Origin of the sequence: Vibrio sp. 10N.222.55.C7, assembly GCF_041473335.1 — a bacterium.
GTDB classification, from domain to species: Bacteria; Pseudomonadota; Gammaproteobacteria; order Enterobacterales; family Vibrionaceae; genus Vibrio; species Vibrio crassostreae_C.
Map to the genome: position 1 here is coordinate 12556 of NZ_JBFRSC010000037.1, position 19705 is coordinate 32260.

Annotated in this window: 14 protein-coding genes; 6 read left to right on the forward strand and 8 right to left on the reverse strand. The window is 45.3% G+C overall.

Translation table 11 applies throughout. From position 1 onward, the window contains the following. Nucleotides 1-119: 119 nt before the first annotated feature. The 3 genes from AB4482_RS12940 to AB4482_RS12950 form a co-directional block, all read right to left on the reverse strand. Nucleotides 120-614 carry an outer membrane beta-barrel protein gene (locus AB4482_RS12940; RefSeq protein WP_372074237.1) on the reverse strand — a complete coding sequence of 165 codons (495 nt, stop codon included), beginning with the start codon at nucleotides 612-614 and terminating at the stop codon, nucleotides 120-122. Nucleotides 615-757: 143 nt separating this feature from the next. Continuing rightward, complete coding sequence (gene hrpA, locus AB4482_RS12945) at nucleotides 758-4801, reverse strand: ATP-dependent RNA helicase HrpA (RefSeq protein ID WP_372181063.1); 4044 nt, start codon at nucleotides 4799-4801, stop codon at nucleotides 758-760. A gap of 198 nt (nucleotides 4802-4999) precedes the next feature. After that, entirely contained in the window at nucleotides 5000-6328 is a 1329-nt protein-coding gene (locus AB4482_RS12950; RefSeq protein ID WP_372132202.1) for a MipA/OmpV family protein, read from the reverse strand. Nucleotides 6329-6409: 81 nt separating this feature from the next. On the opposite strand from AB4482_RS12950, the gene AB4482_RS12955 reads away from it, so the two are divergent. The 3 genes from AB4482_RS12955 to AB4482_RS12965 all read left to right on the forward strand — a co-directional run bounded on the left by AB4482_RS12955 (nucleotide 6410) and on the right by AB4482_RS12965 (nucleotide 9594). After that, nucleotides 6410-6862 (forward strand): hypothetical protein, encoded by a 453-nt coding sequence (locus AB4482_RS12955; protein ID WP_102428589.1) that lies wholly within the window; start codon nucleotides 6410-6412, stop codon nucleotides 6860-6862. 101 nt (nucleotides 6863-6963) lie between these two features. Then, nucleotides 6964-8991: an alkaline phosphatase family protein gene (locus AB4482_RS12960; RefSeq protein WP_372058509.1), complete on the forward strand. Its 2028-nt coding sequence runs from the start codon at nucleotides 6964-6966 to the stop codon at nucleotides 8989-8991. A gap of 153 nt (nucleotides 8992-9144) precedes the next feature. Beyond that, nucleotides 9145-9594 (forward strand): TerB family tellurite resistance protein, encoded by a 450-nt coding sequence (locus AB4482_RS12965; protein WP_102428587.1) that lies wholly within the window; start codon nucleotides 9145-9147, stop codon nucleotides 9592-9594. A gap of 122 nt (nucleotides 9595-9716) precedes the next feature. Here AB4482_RS12965 and AB4482_RS12970 read toward each other — a convergent pair whose 3' ends face one another. Both AB4482_RS12970 and AB4482_RS12975 read right to left on the reverse strand, forming a co-directional pair. Then, the gene (locus tag AB4482_RS12970; protein WP_017068784.1) at nucleotides 9717-10247 is read right to left on the reverse strand and encodes a 3'-5' exonuclease; all 531 of its coding nucleotides are present in this window, start codon (nucleotides 10245-10247) and stop codon (nucleotides 9717-9719) included. Between the two features lie 87 nt (nucleotides 10248-10334). Then, entirely contained in the window at nucleotides 10335-11873 is a 1539-nt protein-coding gene (locus tag AB4482_RS12975) for a diguanylate cyclase domain-containing protein (RefSeq protein ID WP_372181064.1), read from the reverse strand. 348 nt (nucleotides 11874-12221) lie between these two features. On the opposite strand from AB4482_RS12975, the gene AB4482_RS12980 reads away from it, so the two are divergent. From AB4482_RS12980 to AB4482_RS12990, 3 genes are all read left to right on the forward strand, one after another. Beyond that, nucleotides 12222-12854, forward strand: a complete 633-nt coding sequence (locus AB4482_RS12980; protein WP_102258585.1) for a DUF2760 domain-containing protein — start codon at nucleotides 12222-12224, stop codon at nucleotides 12852-12854. Further along, entirely contained in the window at nucleotides 12854-14809 is a 1956-nt protein-coding gene (locus AB4482_RS12985) for an Hsp70 family protein (RefSeq protein WP_372074224.1), read from the forward strand. The genes AB4482_RS12980 and AB4482_RS12985 overlap by 1 nt, the downstream gene beginning before the upstream one ends. A 153-nt stretch (nucleotides 14810-14962) precedes the next feature. After that, nucleotides 14963-17815, forward strand: a complete 2853-nt coding sequence (locus AB4482_RS12990) for an Hsp70 family protein (protein WP_372074222.1) — start codon at nucleotides 14963-14965, stop codon at nucleotides 17813-17815. Between the two features lie 171 nt (nucleotides 17816-17986). Here the strand turns inward: AB4482_RS12990 and AB4482_RS12995 are convergent, their stop codons facing one another. The 3 genes from AB4482_RS12995 to rimJ all read right to left on the reverse strand — a co-directional run bounded on the left by AB4482_RS12995 (nucleotide 17987) and on the right by rimJ (nucleotide 19696). Then, on the reverse strand, nucleotides 17987-18202 hold the full coding sequence (locus AB4482_RS12995; protein ID WP_017065431.1) for a hypothetical protein: 216 nt from the start codon (nucleotides 18200-18202) through the stop codon (nucleotides 17987-17989). A gap of 268 nt (nucleotides 18203-18470) precedes the next feature. Further along, nucleotides 18471-18944 carry a DUF2947 domain-containing protein gene (locus tag AB4482_RS13000; RefSeq protein ID WP_017060433.1) on the reverse strand — a complete coding sequence of 158 codons (474 nt, stop codon included), beginning with the start codon at nucleotides 18942-18944 and terminating at the stop codon, nucleotides 18471-18473. A 164-nt stretch (nucleotides 18945-19108) separates the two neighbouring features. Continuing rightward, nucleotides 19109-19696 (reverse strand): ribosomal protein S5-alanine N-acetyltransferase, encoded by a 588-nt coding sequence (rimJ, locus tag AB4482_RS13005; RefSeq protein ID WP_017065430.1) that lies wholly within the window; start codon nucleotides 19694-19696, stop codon nucleotides 19109-19111. Nucleotides 19697-19705 lie beyond the last annotated feature (9 nt).

Consider the following 19705-nt stretch of genomic DNA (forward strand, 5'->3'; position numbering starts at 1 on the left):
TTGCAATTACCCGGTTAACAGATACAAAAATGCCAGCTATCAAGCTGGCATTTTTTATGAATTCTAACGAACTCTTTAACGACTATCCGACCGTTATTTACGATCGTTTTACTGATTGATTACAGTAGGTGAATAGTTGCGTTTAGAGAGAAAACGCCTGCGTCGTCATCTTTCATTTTGAAGTTTTGGTAGCTAGCGCCTACAGATAGTGGACCGAAGATGAAGTATTCAGCGCCTACAGCGTACATGATATCAACGTCGTCTTGCTTGAAGTTATCGCCTTTCACTTCGTATGAGTGAAGACCACCCTTCGCGTATACGTGAAGAGGACCGAAGTCGATGCTTGGTTTGATCGCTAGGTAAGCAGTGCTTACGTCAACACCTTGTTTATCACGGTTGCCGTAGCTAACGTTGTCGAAAGAACCTAGATCCCAGTAACCCGCTTCAACACCGATTAGTGGAAGGATACCTGTACCTACGTGGATGCCCACCGCGTTTTCATCTTCACCAGCGAATGAGTTTTGACCACCCATTACACCGCCGTACAACCAAGAATCAGCCATTGCTGTTGAAGATGCACCTAGTAGTGCTAGTGCCAATAACGTTTTTTTCATATTCGACCTTTTTCGTCCTAGTGGCAGGCCTTGAGTGGTAATAAATTGCCACCAAGTCGCCCTGTATGTAATAACTATTCAATTAGTAATGCAATAAGCAAGATTTATACCCAAACCTTGCTATTGCGTCTAGCTTTATTCCTTTAGCAAGCATCAATCGCGTTTTTAACACGCTTATCTGATACTGGGTAAGGCGTACCGAGCTGCTGTGCGAAGAAGCTTACACGAAGCTCTTCTATCATCCAACGCACCTCTTTTACATTTTCTGGAACCGCGATCCCTTTTGGAATTTTATTCAGCAGTTCTTTGTAATCATTCATTACTGACTCAACTTTGATCATGTGAAGACGATCTTTGTTCGGGTCAATTGGCAGTTTTTCCATGCGGCGTTCAATCGCTCTCATATAGCGTAGAATATCCGGCAAGCGTTTCCACCCACATTCTGTGGCAAAACCCTTAAAAATCAAACCTTCTACTTGAGCTTTTATGTCAGAAAGTGCGAATGCCATAGAAAGATCCACGCGTCCTTTCAGCTTTTTACTGATGCTGAATGCCGTGGTTAGGATGGTTTCAACCTGTTGAGCAATCTCTACTACGGTATCACCCAGCTCTGCACGTACGTGTTCTTTCATAGCTTCAAACTGCTCTGGTTCCCAAACCAAACCGCCCTTCTCTTCAATCAGCTTATCAATACCACAAGCGATACAGTCATCGATAAGATCGAGTACCTGTCCGTATGGGTTGAAGTACAAGCCAAGTTTCGATTTGTTCGGCAGGTTCGAGTGTAAGTATTTGATCGGTGATGGCACGTTCAACAAGATTAAACGACGCTGACCCGATTTCATTGCCGAGATTTGCTCTTGCTCGGTTTCGAACAGTTTGATCTCTACGCTGTCTTTGGTATCCACCAGCGCAGGGAAGGCTTTAACATCGTAGCCACCACGTTTCTGTTGGTAGACTTTTGGTAATTCACCAAAGCTCCACGTGTGCAGGTTCTGCTGCTCGATATCGTCGTCTGCCACTTTAGAAAGCGTTTCTTGAACCTTGTCTTTCAGGCTCTCTTTCAACTCATGCAGATCTTTCTGTTCTTTCAGCTTACGCTTGCGATGATCTACAGCGCGGAATGTTACCTTTAAGTGCTCTGGAATCTGGTCTAACTTCCAGTCATCACGTACCACTTCCACACCCGTCATGCGGCGTAGCTCTTTCTCAAGAGAATCCAGTAACGGTGCTTCAAGCGGTGTCACACGTGCCAAGAATGCATCTGCGTAGTTTGGCGCAGGTACAAAGTTACGGCGTAGCGTTTTAGGTAGTGACTTAATTAGGCTAATCACCAGTTCCTGACGCAGGCCTGGGATCTGCCAATCAAAACCGTTTTGGTCAATTTGGTTCAAGATAGGCAGCGGAATGTGTACCGTTACACCATCGTTGTCGTCACCTGGTTCAAATTGGTAGCTCAGTTTCAACTTAATACCGTTTTGGTGCCAGAAGTTCGGATAATCCAAATCAGTAACGTGGCTAGCATCGCCTCGGAACAGCATCGACTTTTCAAAGTTAAGCAGCTCAGGAGTTTTCTGACTGGTCTTCTTCCACCACGTATCAAAATGACGGCCTGACACTGCCTCTTCGCCAACACGTTGATCATAGAAGTCGAACAGTTCATGATCATCGATCAAGATGTCGCGACGACGCGATTTATGCTCAAGCTCTTCGACTTCTTGTAGAAGCTTACGGTTCTGCTTGAAGAAAGCGTGTTTGGTTTCCCACTCACCTTCTACTAATGCACTACGTACAAACAACTCACGGCTGACGGTGGCATCAATCGCGCCGTAGTTCACAAGGCGCTTAGGTACGATTGGGATTCCGTAAAGCATCACTTTTTCGTGTGCCATTACCGCTGCTTGTTTCTTCGACCAATGTGGTTCGCTGTAACTGCGTTTAATCAGGTGTTTCGCTAGCGGTTCAATCCATTCAGGTTGAATCTTCGCGATAACACGGCCCCAAAGTTTTGAGGTTTCTACCAGCTCCGCAGACATGATCCACTTAGGCTGTTTCTTAAATAGGCCAGACGCAGGGAAGATGTGGAAGCGTGCATTACGTGCACCTTGATACTCATTCTTCTCTTGGTCTTTCATACCGATGTGCGAAAGCAGACCTGATAGCAGTGACATGTGAATGCCATCGTAGCTGCCCGGTTCTGTATTCAACTTAGTATCTAGCTCACGCATTGCTTGGTGAATTTGGAAGTACACATCTTGCCATTCACGGATACGTAAATAGTTGAGGTAATCTTGCTTACACTGTTTGCGGAACTGGTTACTCGACAATGCTTTTTGCTGCTGCTTGATGTAATCCCATAAGTTCACAAACGTGATGAAGTCAGACTCTTTATCGAAGAAACGCTTGTGCTTGTCATCAGACGATTGTTGCTTATCTGATGGACGCTCACGCGGATCTTGAATCGACAACGCAGACGCGATCACCATCACTTCGTGTAGGCATCGGTTACGTGGCGCTTCAATTACCATACGCGCTAAACGTGGATCGATAGGCAGTTTTGCCAGCTTACGACCAATCGCGGTTAGCTTCTTCTTGTCGTCGCCGTGGTTCTTGTTTTTGTTCGCTGACGGTTCAACGGTGGCGATCGCACCAAGCTCTTCAAGCAGCCTTACACCGTCTTGAATGTTGCGCTTATCGGGCGCTTCAACAAATGGGAACGCTTGAATATCGCCTAGGCCTAGCGCTGTCATCTGAAGGATAACCGATGCTAGGTTAGTACGAAGAATCTCTGGGTCAGTAAACTCTGGGCGTGACTCGAAATCTTCCTCAGAGTACAAACGAATACAGATACCTTCTGCAACACGACCACAACGACCTTTACGCTGGTTTGCACTCGCTTGAGACACTGGCTCAATCGGTAGACGTTGTACTTTAGTACGGTAGCTGTAGCGGCTAATACGCGCCGTACCCGGGTCGATAACATACTTGATGCCCGGAACGGTTAACGAGGTTTCTGCCACGTTGGTTGCCAGAACGATGCGTCGACCAGTATGAGACTGGAAGATACGGTTCTGCTCACCCGCCGATAGACGCGCGTAAAGCGGGACAATTTCGGTATCACGAAGGTTGCGTTTACTTAATGCATCTGCGGTATCACGAATTTCTCGCTCACCGTTCATGAAGATCAAGATATCGCCAAGGCCTTCATCACACAGCTCATCAACGGCTTCAAAGATGCCTTCGATTTGGTCGCGGTCTGAATCACTTTCATCACCACCTAATGGGCGGTAACGCGTATCAACTGGGTAAGTACGACCAGACACTTCAATGATCGGTGCATTGTTAAAGTGCTTAGAGAAACGCTCTGGATCGATGGTTGCCGACGTGATGATCACTTTCAGATCAGGACGCTTTGGCAGTAACTCTTTCAGGTAACCCATGATGAAATCGATGTTCAGGCTACGTTCGTGCGCTTCATCGATAATGATGGTGTCGTACTGATTTAAGAAACGGTCGTGTTGAATCTCCGCCAGTAGAATACCGTCGGTCATCAGTTTGATTTGGGTATTGTCAGAAATCTGGTCGTTGAATCGAACCTTATAACCAACGAACTCACCCAGCTGTGTTTCCATCTCTTCAGCAATACGGTTCGCAACCGAACGCGCCGCAAGACGACGGGGCTGAGTGTGACCAATTAAGCCAAAGCGGCCGCGGCCAAGCTCAGAACAGATTTTTGGTAGCTGAGTGGTTTTACCCGAACCCGTTTCACCCGCCACGATAACCACTTGGTTTTCAGCGATGGCTTTCGCGATGTCTTCGCGCTTTTGGCTAACCGGGAGAATTTCTGGGTATTCAATCGTTGGTTTCTGTGCCGCACGCTGAGTTGCCGTCATCATCGACTTAGCAATGTCTAACGCAATCTCATCAAAGACAGCGTGCTTAGCTTGTTCGTTCTTAATTTTGCTCGCACCAGCAATTCGCTTACTCAAACGGAAGCGATCGCGTATCATACATTCGTTGAGCGCTTTACGAAGAGAGGCTGGGCTATTCTGAGATGATTTGTTGTTTTTCGCTGATTGTTCAGCAGATTTTTTCGATGCAGCTTGGTTTGGTTTCGCTTTGCTCTGTGAAGAACTTGGCTGTGCTGCATTCTTGTTGTTATCTGCTTTTTCCGGAGACGAAGTCAAAGCGTGTCCTATTCTTGTACTTATTAAACTCGCGCGATTATATCACAAGTCTCAAACAAAAAAGCCTGACAGCAAAGGGAAAACCTTTAGCTATCAGGCTGATTAATCTCGCTAACACTCGCAGGAGCTATGAAAGCGCGGTCAAATGTAATTCGTACTTAGTCAACTCTGGTTTAAAGCTAACGTTAAAAACTGCGCTTAAAACTCATATTGGAAGTAGACCGTGTTGTAGTTACTGCCGCCTTTGATACGACCATACTGAGAGGATTTTTCAAAGATCGCAGAACGATGATGCAATGAATAACCGAACCATAAGTTGTTCAAGTCATTCTTACCAATCAAGTCGCCAACGTTGACATCGAATGAGAAGTCTAAGTAGTTCAATAGATGGCTTGCGGTGTAACCTTTACGGTCCATCTCAGAGCCTTCGATATAGGTAATCGAATCGATGTAAGACATACCTTCTGCCACACCAACACGCCACTGAGTTGGCCAATCAAAGGTGTAGTACGCCTTGATTGCGATAATGTATTCGGTGCTGCTCGATTGAACGTCTGAACTCCAGTGGTGCGCAATACCTGGGGTTAAATAGATATCCAGTGGCAAACCGAAGATCTCATCGGTTAACGGGTGTCCATAGAAGAACGAGGTCAACTGGTTGTTGTATTCGTCTTTTTCTCTATTGAACTTCATGATGTCGCCAATATTGGATGGCGTTCCCCAGCCGTGTGCGACACGTAAGTAAGGCGCATTGCTCAGTTTAGGTTTTGGCGCTTTCTCTTTGTCGTTAAAGAAACCAAAGCCAAGGTACAATTCCCCCTGATAACGGTCTTCAACAATCGAAGAATCGTAAGCGTTATCGTCCAATCGAGTCACACTGGTTGAACCCAATAAGTACAAGTTAGAAACCACATGGTAACGCGTTTCAACACCAACATTTAAGTCAACACCAGCACCAATGGTTTCATTAGATGCGGAGTAATACTCACTGTTGAAATCAGCACTTTTATAACGCAGCGTCGCGCTCGGGTAAAACTCCCAATCTCCAGTTTCATACTTGGCTTTAGCTCGTAAGTTACCGTGGAAGTTGTATTCACTGTCGCTCATTAACTCCGTCTCGACAGACCAAGAATCATCAAGTAGGTAGGTCAGTTGAGCACCAAAGTCCGCCGTATCGCCTTCAATCGCGTTCTGCTCAGATGCAGGAATATCAATAAAGCGCATGCGAGAGATAGCATTGAAAGACCACTTCTCATCGTCAGTTTGATAGAGGTATGCCCCCATCTCAGTACCGTCAATAAACACATAATCGTTCTTGAAAAACAGCATCGGTACGAATGAGCTAACCGATTGGTCGCCACCAGACGTGTCATAAGGGATGCTTGCTGTACGGAACATTGCAGCGATGCCCCACTCTTGCTCTTCAGCGGCCCACGCATTAGCACTTACGAAAATGCCACTTAGGAAAGCGCTACCTAGTAAAACCAATCCAGATGAAGGAAGAGTCGGTAAATATTTGAGCTTCATTCTTGTGTAATTACTCTTTGAAAAAAATATTGTTTTACTGATTAGACATTTATTAACCATGACGGCTAACTATTTTTAGGTTTGCTCGGCATTGACCGTTACAATGTAGAATATTCTCGGTTAAATGAAAGTATTGTGAAAGTCTCCGAATTACAAAACATTATAGATCACTTACCCAAAGATTCCGATCCAGATATTGTTATGGGTGAGGCGTGGTTGCCTGAGCGTTTGGTGGATACCAACCTAGACGGTGACATGCTATTTCTTGAATTCGATAATGCCCCTGAAGACAATCAAGGGGATGAAGAAGGCCGTGGCTTTGTTGAGCACGAGATTGCTATGATTCGAGAAAAGCTCGAACTGTTATTAGACGAGCCTTCCGATACCAAGACCAAAGCCGATGCCCTATTGGCAATATTTCTAATGGGCCATGAACTTTCTAGCTCAGAAGTTATCGAAGTTCTTGAATCAACAGAATCTGAAACGACAGAGCCTGAGATTGCAGAGCATAATCAACAGAATCTGACTCAGTAGAATTTGAAGCATCAACGCTTGGAACCACAAAGCCAGACACGAACAAGCTCGAAACAAAAGAACACCACGACGACTAGCCACCAACGATTTTAGGTACCGTATTGAAACCCTCTACGACATCATCTCTTCCCCTGTTACTCGCCGGACCCATTTTAAGAAAAACCACCGCGACTGAAGTAGTACTTTGGTTAGCCACCAGCTCGCCTCTTACAGGCAGAGCCGAGCTTCATACTCAAGAAATAGACGATTCTGAAGCAGCACAAGACCAGCCGTTTTATACCTCATCGCTTGAAGAACATGATTCGATTCAAATCGGTACACATGCGTGGATAACGCTAATTCGCTTACAAGGTGAGTTTCCGACTAATACGCTGCTTGAATATGACATTCACACAGAGTCAGGTTCACTAAAAGAGCTCGCCCCTCACCTTGTTTACAACGGTAAATCTCGCGTTGAGTTTAAGATATCGACCTCAGCTGATTACATTCTTCATGGCTCTTGCCGCAACCCGCATCATCCAAGCAAAGACAGCCTAGTTGCAGCCGATAACAAGATGGCCGATCAAACCGTCGCTGAAAGACCCGACATGCTGATGATGAGCGGCGATCAGATCTACGCCGACCATGTGGCAGGCCCAACACTTGATGCTATTCAACAAGTGATTCACCTGCTTGGCCTTGTAGGCGAAAGCTTACCGACTGACTCGCAAATTAAACAAATCAACAACAGTGACGCTCTGTATAACAGTGAATACCACTTATACCAGCGTCATCACTATTTGCCGCACCACACAGCTTCAGAATCCATGCTCGATAAGTTATTCCCGAACCGTGGCGTGCCGATTTTTAGCTCTACCGATTGTGAAAACCACTTGGTCACGCTGTCTGAGTTTATCGCGATGTACTTATTGGTTTGGTCTCCGACACTGTGGCAATGCGTCAATCGAGAGCGTTTAATTGAGAATAACTTCACTCAAGGTGGACGCCAATTAACACCGACTGAGCAGCAACAATGGCGTGATGAAAGCGTCATCATGGATGATTTCATTGCTGGCTTACCGCAAGTGCAACGTCTGTTCGCGCATATTCCAACGTACATGATCTTCGATGATCACGATGTGACGGATGATTGGAACCTTACCGTGGGTTGGGAGCATGCCGTCGACCAAAACCAGTTCGCGACCCAAGTCATTGGTAACGGCCTTGCGGCTTACTGGATGTGTCAAGGTTGGGGTAACAAACCGGAGAGCTTCGATGAAACGTTTATCGAGCAAGCAAAACAGCTTTTTGTCGCTCAACCGCTCATTACTAAACAACCGCGCATTAGTAAACAAACTCATAATGAAGCCGGCAATGCAGCGACTACTCACTCTATTGGCAACATCGAGCCAGACAAGCATCAAGCCTTTATTGAGATGCTGAGTCGCTTTGAAGAGTGGCATTACACAATAGATACCTCACCCAAAGTCATTGTGTTGGATACTCGTACGCGTCGTTGGCGTTCAGAGTCACGCATGAACAAGCCTTCAGGTTTAATGGACTGGGAAGCCTTGATTGAGTTTCAACATCAGTTAATGAATCAAGATAAAGTGGTGATCGTTTCTGCTGCACCGATGTTTGGCGTGAAGTTTATTGAAACACTGCAAAAGATGGCGACCACAATCGGCAAGCCATTAGTGATTGACGCTGAAAACTGGATGGCACATCCGGGCAGTGCTAATACGCTGATTAGCATCTTTACCCATACCAAAACACCGACCAACTTCGTGGTACTTTCTGGCGATGTTCACTACTCCTTCGCTTATGACATCAAGCTTAGGTATCGTCGCAACAGCCCGAACATCTATCAAATCACCTGCAGTGGTATTAAAAATCAGTTCCCTGCTCCGCTGCTTAAATTCTGCGATGTATGGGACCGCCTGTTATACAGCCCTCGCTCAGTTTTGAACTACTTCACTAAGCGTAAACGCTTGAAGATCGAAAAGCGAAGCCCTGACAATCAGACCTTCTATCGCCTTTCAAACCGCAGTGCGATTGGAGAATTGAGGCTAGACACTGATGGGAAACCGCAATCGATCACGACACTCAGTGGCGACGGTAAAATTACCCGTTTCCCAGAGCCCGATTGATAAAATGCTCCTTATCGCTCGCGTATCCGTAATGTCAGTTTTTAGTAAAGACGCTTGCGATCACACTCTGTAGACCCAATAGTTATGCTTATGGTTATAGTTGATAGCTATCAGCGTTACGGAACTCGATACAAATTTTAACTGGAGCTCGTTATGTTCAATTCTCTCACATCAATGTTTAAACAATTGATTGAAGGCCAGGACCTAAGCAAAAACCAAGGCACATCACCTAATATCGCCATCGCGAGTTTGTTGTGTGAAGTCGCGGGTGCCGACCATCAGATCAATGAATCAGAAAGAGTCGCTAAGCTACAGCTTCTGCAGCGTTTGCTGGATTTAGATGAAGAACAAGCAAAGGTACTGCTCGCGCAAGCAGAGCCGAAAGTAGAGCAATCAGTATCGCTGTATGACTTTACATCGCAACTCAGAGACCTATCTCAGCCAGTGCGAATCGACTTAATCAAAGCGATGTGGGAAGTAGCGCATGCCGACGGGGAAATTGACCCTATCGAAGATTCTGTGATCCGTAAAACAGCGGAGCTGCTCTACGTTGACCACAGTGACTTTATCAAGAGTAAGTTAAGTGTTTTAGGCGAAAATTAGTGCCTGAAATAATGAATTGGAAACTGAAATAAATAAAAGCGACGGGTTAAGAAACCGGTCGCTTTTTTGAATCGGTAAACTGAAAGCTGACTAAACAGGGCTGAGAGGAGCTAAAAATTTAGCTACAACATAGTTAATGTGAGTTTCGCAAGATTATAAGCATCGACATAACCCGAGTGCTGACGACCTTCCCACTCAATATTTTTGGCTTCTTGAGCAGCGCGGTGACCAATGCGTTTGTCTTTCAAGCGATTCTGAACACGGTAAAGCGTTGCGATGTTTAAGAACTCGCTAAACGGAGGCTCGATGCCTTTTTCAATACACTCTTTGTGTAAGATAAGGTCGTCACGTCCCCACGCTGCGTAGATTTTTTTGGGACCACCAAAGTTCTTAATCATCGACTTGATGACAGACTCTAATGGGCGACCCTGCTTTTCGATTTTACGAGGTGTAATGCCCGTTAACTCGGCACAGAATAGAGAGACTTCGTCTTTCTCTGGCTTAACGTAGTATTGTGCTCGCTTCACGATAGTACCGGATGCTAGATCAATCTCAGCAAGACCAACTTCAATGATCTCTCCTGTTGTTCCCACACCGTCTTCGCTCCAACAGCACATTTCCAAATCGAAACACACAACTCGATTGTGATTCATACGTCGCCTAATTCTCTCGTCAAAAATTTTGTGAAATTGTACATGAGCCCAATACAGAACTCGACCCTAGTTGTATCAAGTGCTCATTTAGCCTGCAATTGTCACTCGATTTCGGCCATTCGACTTACTTTGATAGAGCATACTGTCTGTTTTTTGCAGAATCTCTTCCGTGTTTTCATTAGCGTAAATAGCAGCACCAATACTCAAAGTACAACTGAGCTGTCGACCTTTGTGCTCACAATGAGACTGGCTCACTGTTCTTAGAATACATTGTAAGTATCGTTCTAGGGCTTCATGGTTTGTAATACTAGAAATGATACAGAACTCATCTCCACCTATACGAAACAGGTTATCCCCCTCTTTCAAGCTCACTGAAATCAATTTAATTACATGAATGAGTAAAGCATCCCCTGCAGGGTGACCGAACTTATCATTGATCTCTTTAAACTTATCAACATCAAACACTATTAAGCTAAACGGCTTATCGCTTTGTATCGATTGACCAAGCATCTTATTAAAAGCTCGGCGATTATAAATTTCCGTTAAACTGTCATGATTGGCAAGAAAGCGAAGTTCTTCTGTTCTTTTATCAAGCATTTGATACAAGCGCTCTTTCTCTCGGATTTGCATATTAACGATATACGCCAACAGCAATGAGATAGTTGTTCCGACTAACGCGATTCCGGTTAATACCAGATAACCATAGAAAGAGATGCATGAATCTATTTTGTAATCGACCTTCCAATCTCGATTGGTCAGTGAGATTGTTTTGGTAATGTGGTGCCCAGATACCGCTTCATAACCCTCGGTTTCAAACAATATTGGGGAGTCTTCTGCTTCGAAACCCGTATCGGTAACACGAATATAGACATCCATGTCTCCCACTGCCGAAGCCAGTAGATTTTCAAAGTAGTAAGTCGTTCGAACCACACCAATCACAACGCCAAGTAGATTATCGCTTTCGCCTTCAAACACAGGGTGATAAACCAACATGCCAGTCTTTGGTGTATTTTGATCTAAGCCGTCTTGAAGCAAGCGAACTTTGTCTGAAATATTCGCTTTACGTGTCTGTTTAATATTATCTAAAACCAGCTTGAAGCGCTCACGAGAAAAATAAAAGCCAAGTACATTGTCGTTTGCTTGTGTGTTGGGATACAGGTCACTAGCAATGAACGCCGGCTCACCATCTAAGATGTAACCAAAGACTTTGGCTTCGTGTTTTGGAATAGTGAACAGCTCGCAAGACGGGTATTTTTCTTTCATCTTAGCGGTATGCTCGGCAATCTCGTCTGCTGCCACTTTTTGCATCCACTGCAAGCCAATTAGACTTTTTGAAACATTAATCGTTTGTTGTGCAAAACGATCAAACTTATCCCAGTTTTCAGGATCATTTGCGTAGAAAAAATTAGCACCAGAACCAATGTAAGCCACGTCATTAGCGATAAACGCTTCCAAACTCAGTGTCTGGTGAGTAGCAAAGCTATCCAAATTCATATTTAACGCGCGGTTTTGGTTTAACGCGACTAATATAAAACACAACACAGTAATCAAAAAACTGACCAAAAATACGACCAATGGGAGAGTTCGTCTCTTCAACCCTGTAAGTGGGTCGGTAGTTTGCGGCATGTGGCTTCCAAATAGTCTCTAATGAGTTAAAAGTATATAACGGAAGGGAATCATGCTCCATTTCTGTTTAGTCTTAAAACTGACATAAAACGGGCATTGTTTACCTTGCCCTCACATCGACGACCAATATTCGACCGAATCTCGACTAAATTTCAAGCTAACACACCAAAAACCCACTTGATTAAAAACATTAAATACCACTCTTAAGCCTTGAATATGCTAGTATCCATCCATATTTATAGCTTGAAAGTGACCGTTTCGGCTTAGTGCCAATGAGTTTCTTTCCAACCTGTATATTCCTTTGAACCGACGAATATACCGTTAAATCAATTTTAAAGAGAAATCACTATGATCGTTGATTTGAACCTAATCCCACAAACGTTTGATATGCTTCACGCAGGCCTAACTGCATCAAGCGTTTTACTACTGTTAATTGCCGTTTCTCGTAAAACCAAAGTGGTTGAGAAAGTCGTAGAAAAACCAGTAGAAAAGATCGTTGAAGTTGAAAAGCCAGTTGAGAAAATTGTCGAAGTAGAGAAAGTTGTTGAAGTTGAACGTGTGATCGAAAAAGTAGTAGAAGTTGAATCTAAGCTGGCAACAGCACCAACAGATTCTGCAATGCAACTACTGTCTATCATGCAGCAAGAAGCTCGTTTAATTGACTTCCTAAAAGAAGACCTAACGTCATTCTCTGATGAAGAAGTTGGCGCAGCAGCTCGTGTTATTCACACTGGCGGTCAAAAAGTATTAGCCGATTACGTAACGCTGTCTCACATCCGCACTGAAGATGAAGAAACACGTATCACTATTGCTGAAGGTTTCAACCCTCAAGAAATTCGCCTAACTGGCAACGTAACGGGTAACGCACCATTCAACGGCACATTGGTTCACAAAGGTTGGAAAGCAACTAACATGAACCTGCCTAAGCTTGCTGAAAACTACGATGCATCTGTAATTGCACCGGCAGAGGTGGAGCTATAATGGAACACCAAAACCATTCTTCATCGCAAGAGCATTCACAAGAACATCAGGCGCCTAAGTTCAGTGTTGGTATCGATTTAGGTACAACACACTGCGTTTTGTCTTACATCGACACAAGCAATGAAGACGCTCGCGTTGAGGTGATGCAAATCCCTCAACTTACGGCTCCTGGTACGGTAGAAACTCGCAGCCAACTAGGCTCGTTTCTATACCAACCGCACGAACACGAAATGAACTCAGGTTCTCGCGTTCTACCTTGGTCATCTGAGCCAAAAGCACTGGTTGGTGCTATTGCTCGTAACCTTGGTTCGAAGACCCCTATTCGCTTGGTCGCTAGCGCGAAATCTTGGTTATGCCACAGTGGTGTAAACCGTCGCGACGCATTTCTTCCTGCAGGCAGCCCTGAAGAAGTTGAAAAAGTATCGCCACTTAAGACCACTGAACTGTACCTTGAGCACCTTAAAGATGCTTGGAATCACGCGAATCCAGAACACAAACTGGCAGACCAAGATGTAACGATTACCGTCCCTGCTTCGTTTGACCCTGCGGCTCGTGACCTAACGGCAGAAGCTGCACGTAATGTGGGCTTCACTCACCTGACTCTTCTAGAAGAACCACAAGCCGCACTTTATAGTTGGATTGATAACAGCAACGACACATGGCGTGATGAAGTAGACGTTGGTGACATCGTGCTTGTTGTCGATATCGGTGGTGGCACAACTGACCTTTCTTTAGTTGAAGTAACACAAGACGATGGCAATCTAAGCCTGAACCGTATCGCAGTAGGTGAACATATCCTACTTGGCGGCGACAACATGGACTTAGCTCTAGCGTATCGTCTGAAGATGAAACTGGCTCAAGAAGGCAAAGAACTGGCTCCTTGGCAGGTTCAAGCAATGACTCACGCATGTCGTGATGCGAAAGAAGCACTGCTTAACGATGCTGAACTGCAATCTGTTCCTATCGTTGTTCCAAGCCGTGGTTCTAAACTGCTTGGCGCAACACTGAAAACAGAACTGACTCAGCAAGAAGTTCAACAAACATTAGTGGACGGCTTCTTCCCTAAAGTTGCTGTAACTGAGCACCCTGTACAAAAGACGCGTGGCGCACTGACTCAAATGGGTCTGCCTTACGCTCAAGACGCAGGTATTACTCGTCACATTGCCGCATTCCTTTCTAAGCAAGCGAATGCGCTTTCTGGAAATAGCGAAACGGCTCAGCAAGATTTCAACCCGTTTGCAAACATGCCCGGTATGCCCGGTACGCAAGGGTCAGAAGCGCCAGCGGCAGACTTCATCAAGCCAACAGCAATCCTGTTCAATGGTGGTGTTCTAAAATCGAACCTACTTGCTGATCGTCTTTCAGATACGATCAACGAATGGTTGATCAATGCTGACGAAGAGTTCGCAAAACAGCTTTCAGGTTTAGATTTAGACCTAGCGGTTGCAAGTGGCGCTTCATACTACGGCGCAGTTCGTCGTGGCCAAGGCGTTCGTATCCGCGGTGGTATCGCTTCTTCTTACTACGTAGGAATTGAAAGCGCGATGCCAGCTATCCCAGGTATGGCCCCTCCGATGGAAGCTTTGTGTGTTGCACCATTTGGTATGGAAGAAGGTTCAAGCGTACAAGTACCTAGCCAAGAATTCGGTCTAGTGATTGGTCAGCCAGTACACTTCCAGTTCTTCGGTTCAACCATTCGTCGTGAAGATGAAGCGGGTACGCACCTTGATCACTGGGCGCCTGAAGAGCTTGATGAGCTTCCTGAAATCCAAGTGACATTGCCGGTTTCTGAAGGCCGTCGCGAAGGTGAAGTGGTTCCAGTGACTTTGGCTTCTCGCGTTACTGAGCTAGGCACCTTACACCTAGAAGCGATTGCTACTGACAACGGTCAGAAGTGGCACGTTGAGTTCGATGTTCGTGAAGACTCGAATAACGACTCAAACGAACAAGCATAATGAATCAACGGCACCTTAGCGGGTGCCGTTACTTTATCAATGCATTTCTCAATCTAGTCCTGCCTGTTTCTCAGGAATGACGTTTACGAATAACAACAATAAGACCAAAGCTATCAAAAAACTGGTCATCACTCTGGAAGAATAAGGTTTTGTATGGCAACTCCTCGTTTTTTAGTCGGCATTGACTTAGGTACAACCAATACGGTTGTCGCTTACTGTGAAATCAACGACGACCTACAACATGCTCCCGTTTCTCTTTTCGATATTGACCAACTCATCGGCCCCGGTGAAGTGGTTCGCAAGCCCTTACTCCCATCCTTTCGTTACCACCCAGCACAAGGTCAAATCTCCCCTTCTGACCTGACGATGCCGTGGGAACCAAGCCCAGTAAAAGGCGATATCAAAAACGTTATCGTCGGTGAATGGGCTCGTGAACTGGGTGCGAAGGTAGAAGGCCGCCAAGTATCGAGTGCGAAGAGTTGGCTGTCACACCAAGCGGTGGATCGTAGCTCAGATATTCTACCTTGGGCTGGCGCAGCGGATGTCGATAAAGTATCGCCAGTTGTCGCGAGTGCGAGCTATCTGAATCACATTCGCCAAGCATGGAACTACCGCAATCCAAGCAACAAGCTTGAAGATCAAGATGTTGTTGTAACGGTTCCTGCATCATTCGATGAGACAGCACGTAAGCTGACACTTGAAGCGGCAGAGCTTGCTGGCTTAGGTAAGATTCTATTACTCGAAGAGCCTCAAGCGGTTTGTTACGACTGGTATGCTCGTCACCAACAAACTGCTGCCGAAGAGCTTCAACAGATCCCATTGATCTTAGTGTGTGATGTCGGCGGTGGTACTACCGACTTGAGCTTAATTGAAGCCAGCTTCAATGAGAATAGCGATGCAGATAATGCTGGTCATAGCGAGCTAGCACTCGACCGTATCGGTGTTGGCGAACACTTAATGCTAGGTGGTGATAATCTAGATTTGGCCCTTGCCCACCTTGCAGAGCAACGCTTCAATCAAAACAAAAAGCTGAATGCCTCAAGCTTAACCAAGCTTATTCAACAAACTCGCGCCGCAAAAGAGAGCCTACTTTCTGCTAACGCGCCAGACGATGTGAAGATCACCATGCTGGGCAGCGGCTCAAAGCTACTTGGCGGTACCAAGAGTATTGGTTTAACGAAACAAGAAGTTCATCAGATTGCACTGGAAGGTTTCTTCCCGCTTTCTGAGTTTGCTGAAACACCCGACAAACGCCGCAGTGCTGTGGTTGAGTTTGGTCTGCCTTACGTGGCTGACCCTGCGGTGAGTAAGCACGTTGCAGAATTCCTAGCAACGCACCAACAAGTGTCTAAAGCCGCATTGGAAAACTCAGACTCTATTGAGTTCGATGACACCAAACCTGCAATTCCAGTTGGCGTGCTGCTCAATGGTGGTGTGTTTAACAGTGAACTGGTAACAGAGCGAATTACTCAGCTACTGGGCAACTGGAACGGTTCTCCTATCACAGTGCTTGATAACCCTCATCCAGATTGGTCTGTTGCCCTTGGCGCGGTTGCCTTTGGTAAAGCACGCCGCGGTGCACAGCTGAAAATCGGTGGCGGTGCTGCCCGCTCTTACTTCTTGCATCTGCAAGAGAAAAACAAGATGGGTAAAGCGCTTTGTCTGCTTGCCAAAGGAACCGAAGAAGGCCAAGAGATACGCTTGAACAGCCGTCGTTTCTCGCTGACTTTAGGTGAGCCAGTACGATTTAATCTTCTGACTTCAACACACGATCAAATTGCTCATGACACCGCCATTCAAAACGGTGTGATGGTCAATGTGGATGCCGACTTGTTCTCCCCTCTCCCACCGTATATTTCTACGCTGGAAGGCTCAGGTACTGCAGAACTTCAAGCCAACCAAAAAGAGCGTGTTGAAGTACTGCTCGCTTGTCAGTTAACCGAAGTCGGCACATTGAAAATGGAGTGTGTGAGTATAGAAGATGACTCTAAGCGTTGGTTGCTCGAGTTTGAAGTAAGAAACAAGCAAGGTGATGAGTCTGATACCGCTAAACTTCACCCAAGACTGGATGAATGTAAGGAGTTGATTTCTCGTCTGTACAGCGGCAACAAGAAGAGTGCTGAATCAAAAGAGATCAAAACACTATCGAAAGATCTTGAGAAGCGACTCGGTAAGCGTGATGAATGGGATTTCACGACCCTTCGCCATCTGTTTGATACCTTTTCATTAGGTCGTAAACGCCGCCGTCGTTCAGAAGCACACGAGAAGAACTGGCTGCGTTTGGCGGGTTACTCGCTGCGTCCAGGCTTTGGCGATCCGACTGACTCATGGCGTATCGAACAAATTTGGGGCCTTTACCAACAAAACATTCAATTCCAGAACCACCAAGGTTGGACGGACTGGTGGGTATTCTGGCGTCGTGTTGCCGGTGGATTAAACCAAGAGCAGCAAGAGAGTATCTTGGCTGACATCGCTAAATACCTTCACCCAGGTGCAATGAAGAACCCTAAGACAGCCAAAGATGCGCAAGATAATGGTTATGAAGCCATGGTCCGTTTAGCGGCGTCACTTGAGCAACTTGAGGTTGAAGACAAAGTGCTGCTGGCAAGTTGGTTCTTAAGCAAAGCGATCAACCATAACCAATTTGAACAGGCTCACTGGTGGGCGCTAGGACGATTAGCATCAAGAACGCCTTTGTATGGCAGCCAACACAGCGTAATTCCTAGAGAGCAAGCTGAACAGTGGTTACCAAAACTGCTTGAACAGAACTGGCAGAAAGAGCAGATGATCGCCTTCGCAGCGGTGATGATTTGTCGAAAAACCGGTGACCGTCAGTTTGATATCTCTGACGACTATCGCAATCAAGTGATTGAGAAGCTTAAGCAAAGCAAGGTACCGGACTCATGGTTAACACTAGTGAGTGAAGTGACTGAGCTTTCTGAGAGTGAATCTAAGCGTGTGTTTGGTGATGCGTTACCAAGCGGATTAAGCCTAATCAATAACTAGGTTTGAAAACGATTAGCTTTCGTTGCTAATGGTAAAGAAGCTAGCAAGAAAAGAAAAAGCCACTTTCGATTCGTTGAAAGTGGCTTTTTTATTGGTGGCTTAAGGCTGGTATGTGTAATCGACTTATAGCTTTTTGGTTAAGAGCCTTAGCCGTGTTGCAGTTCATCATTGTTAATGTTTGGTTCCAGTTGGGTTGATAGGAAAATCCGTATTTTCATAAATGTCAGATAGTTTTTTCGGTTTATTCTCTTTTGCTCCTTTGTTCGATTGATTATGAGTTTCGCTTAAAAGCCATTCCTCATGCATTTTTGCTGAATCCAAAAACTCTGGATCCTCCATTGCTTCCTTGCGAAGTTTATTTACACGTTCGAGAGTATCCCAAATCATAATACTTCACCTCCACTAAGGCAGTAATATAAAGATAGCTCAACCCCATGAAACTTCAACTAACCCAATGAGATAGCGATCTCAATTTCGTAATTCACTCGCTTTAAATGAGTGGATATGGTCACTTTTAGTTGGGCTCAAATAGTGGGTCTTTCCCCATGATCTTCGAAGATCATTAGGCACAAAAAAAGCGAGCTCGATGCTCGCTTTTTGTTTATCTATCTGTTGCTCGGATTACCAGCACTAGCTCGATTAAATCACACCGAGGTTAAGCACGGTTACCAATTTTCACCTTGCCATTGGTAGCAAACCAAAGGGCTTCTGAACGACGACGACCGATTAGAATCGGGCCATCATCGTAGAACAAGAAGTTCTTCCAATGCTTCTTGAAAATCGCCCATTTGGTTTCAAGAACATTGTACTTTTCGTAACAAAAATAAACAGTTACGTCATCTTGCCAATCAATAAAGTTAAGAATCTCTTCTGGCATTTCAGGCTCATCCGCTTCCCAATGCGCCATCCAACTGATCTCTTCATTCCAGTTCGATGCTTTGCTTGGCCAGTCTTGCGAGCTCAGTCGTTCTGCGTCTGGGCTTTGAGGGCTCACGTTCTCTTTCCAGAACTGAGATGCTCTCGCCTGTGTCATTGGCTTAATCTTTTCCAAGTCCTCTGCCGGAAGCGGCATTGACTGGTGTGTGAAAATCCATTTTCTTTGGTATTCGTCCAAAGTTGTGTATGACATCAAAATTCCTCAAATATCTGCTCAGGCTGATGGATTTACCATGCCTATCTGTTCTTTTTGATGCAGCGGCGATTAGCAAAGCTTGATATACGCTGCGTCTAAATTTTGTTTACGTTTAAAAGCTATTTGCCTTTAACTAGTACTACGTCTTAGCAATATTGCCGCTAAATAACGCGTCTATCTTCCCAATTTGGGTTAACTAATGCTGTCAGTATATGGTCTTCCCATTTACCGTTAATCTGTAGGTAGTCTTTAGCAAAACCTTCTCGGACAAAACCAAGATGTTCTAATACGCCAGCACTGCGTTCGTTGTGAGGCATGTAGCCCGCCATTAAGCGGTGCATGTTCTGCACATCAAACATGTAGTCTTTGGCCATGTTCAAACCTCTGCGCATGTAACCATGGCCCTGTGCACTTTGCGCCAATGAGTAACCGACATTACAAGCGTAGAACGGGAAACGAGACAAATTACTGAACGATATGGTGCCTAACATTTCATTAGAGTCAGCGTTAATCAGTAAACAGTAATAGCCTAGCCCCATTTTATGAAGCTCGTTTAACTTGATCAGTCGCTGCGCCCAACTCGCTCTATCAAAGAACGCGTCTTCGCGAATCGGTTCCCAAGGTTTCAGATACTCTCTGTTAACCTGAAAGTACTCGCTGATCATGCCAGCATCATCGATTTCAGCCGTGCGTAGAATCAGATTACCATCATGCTTATAAATGCGCTCTGGTGTACTCAAATCTTCCATAATCTTGTT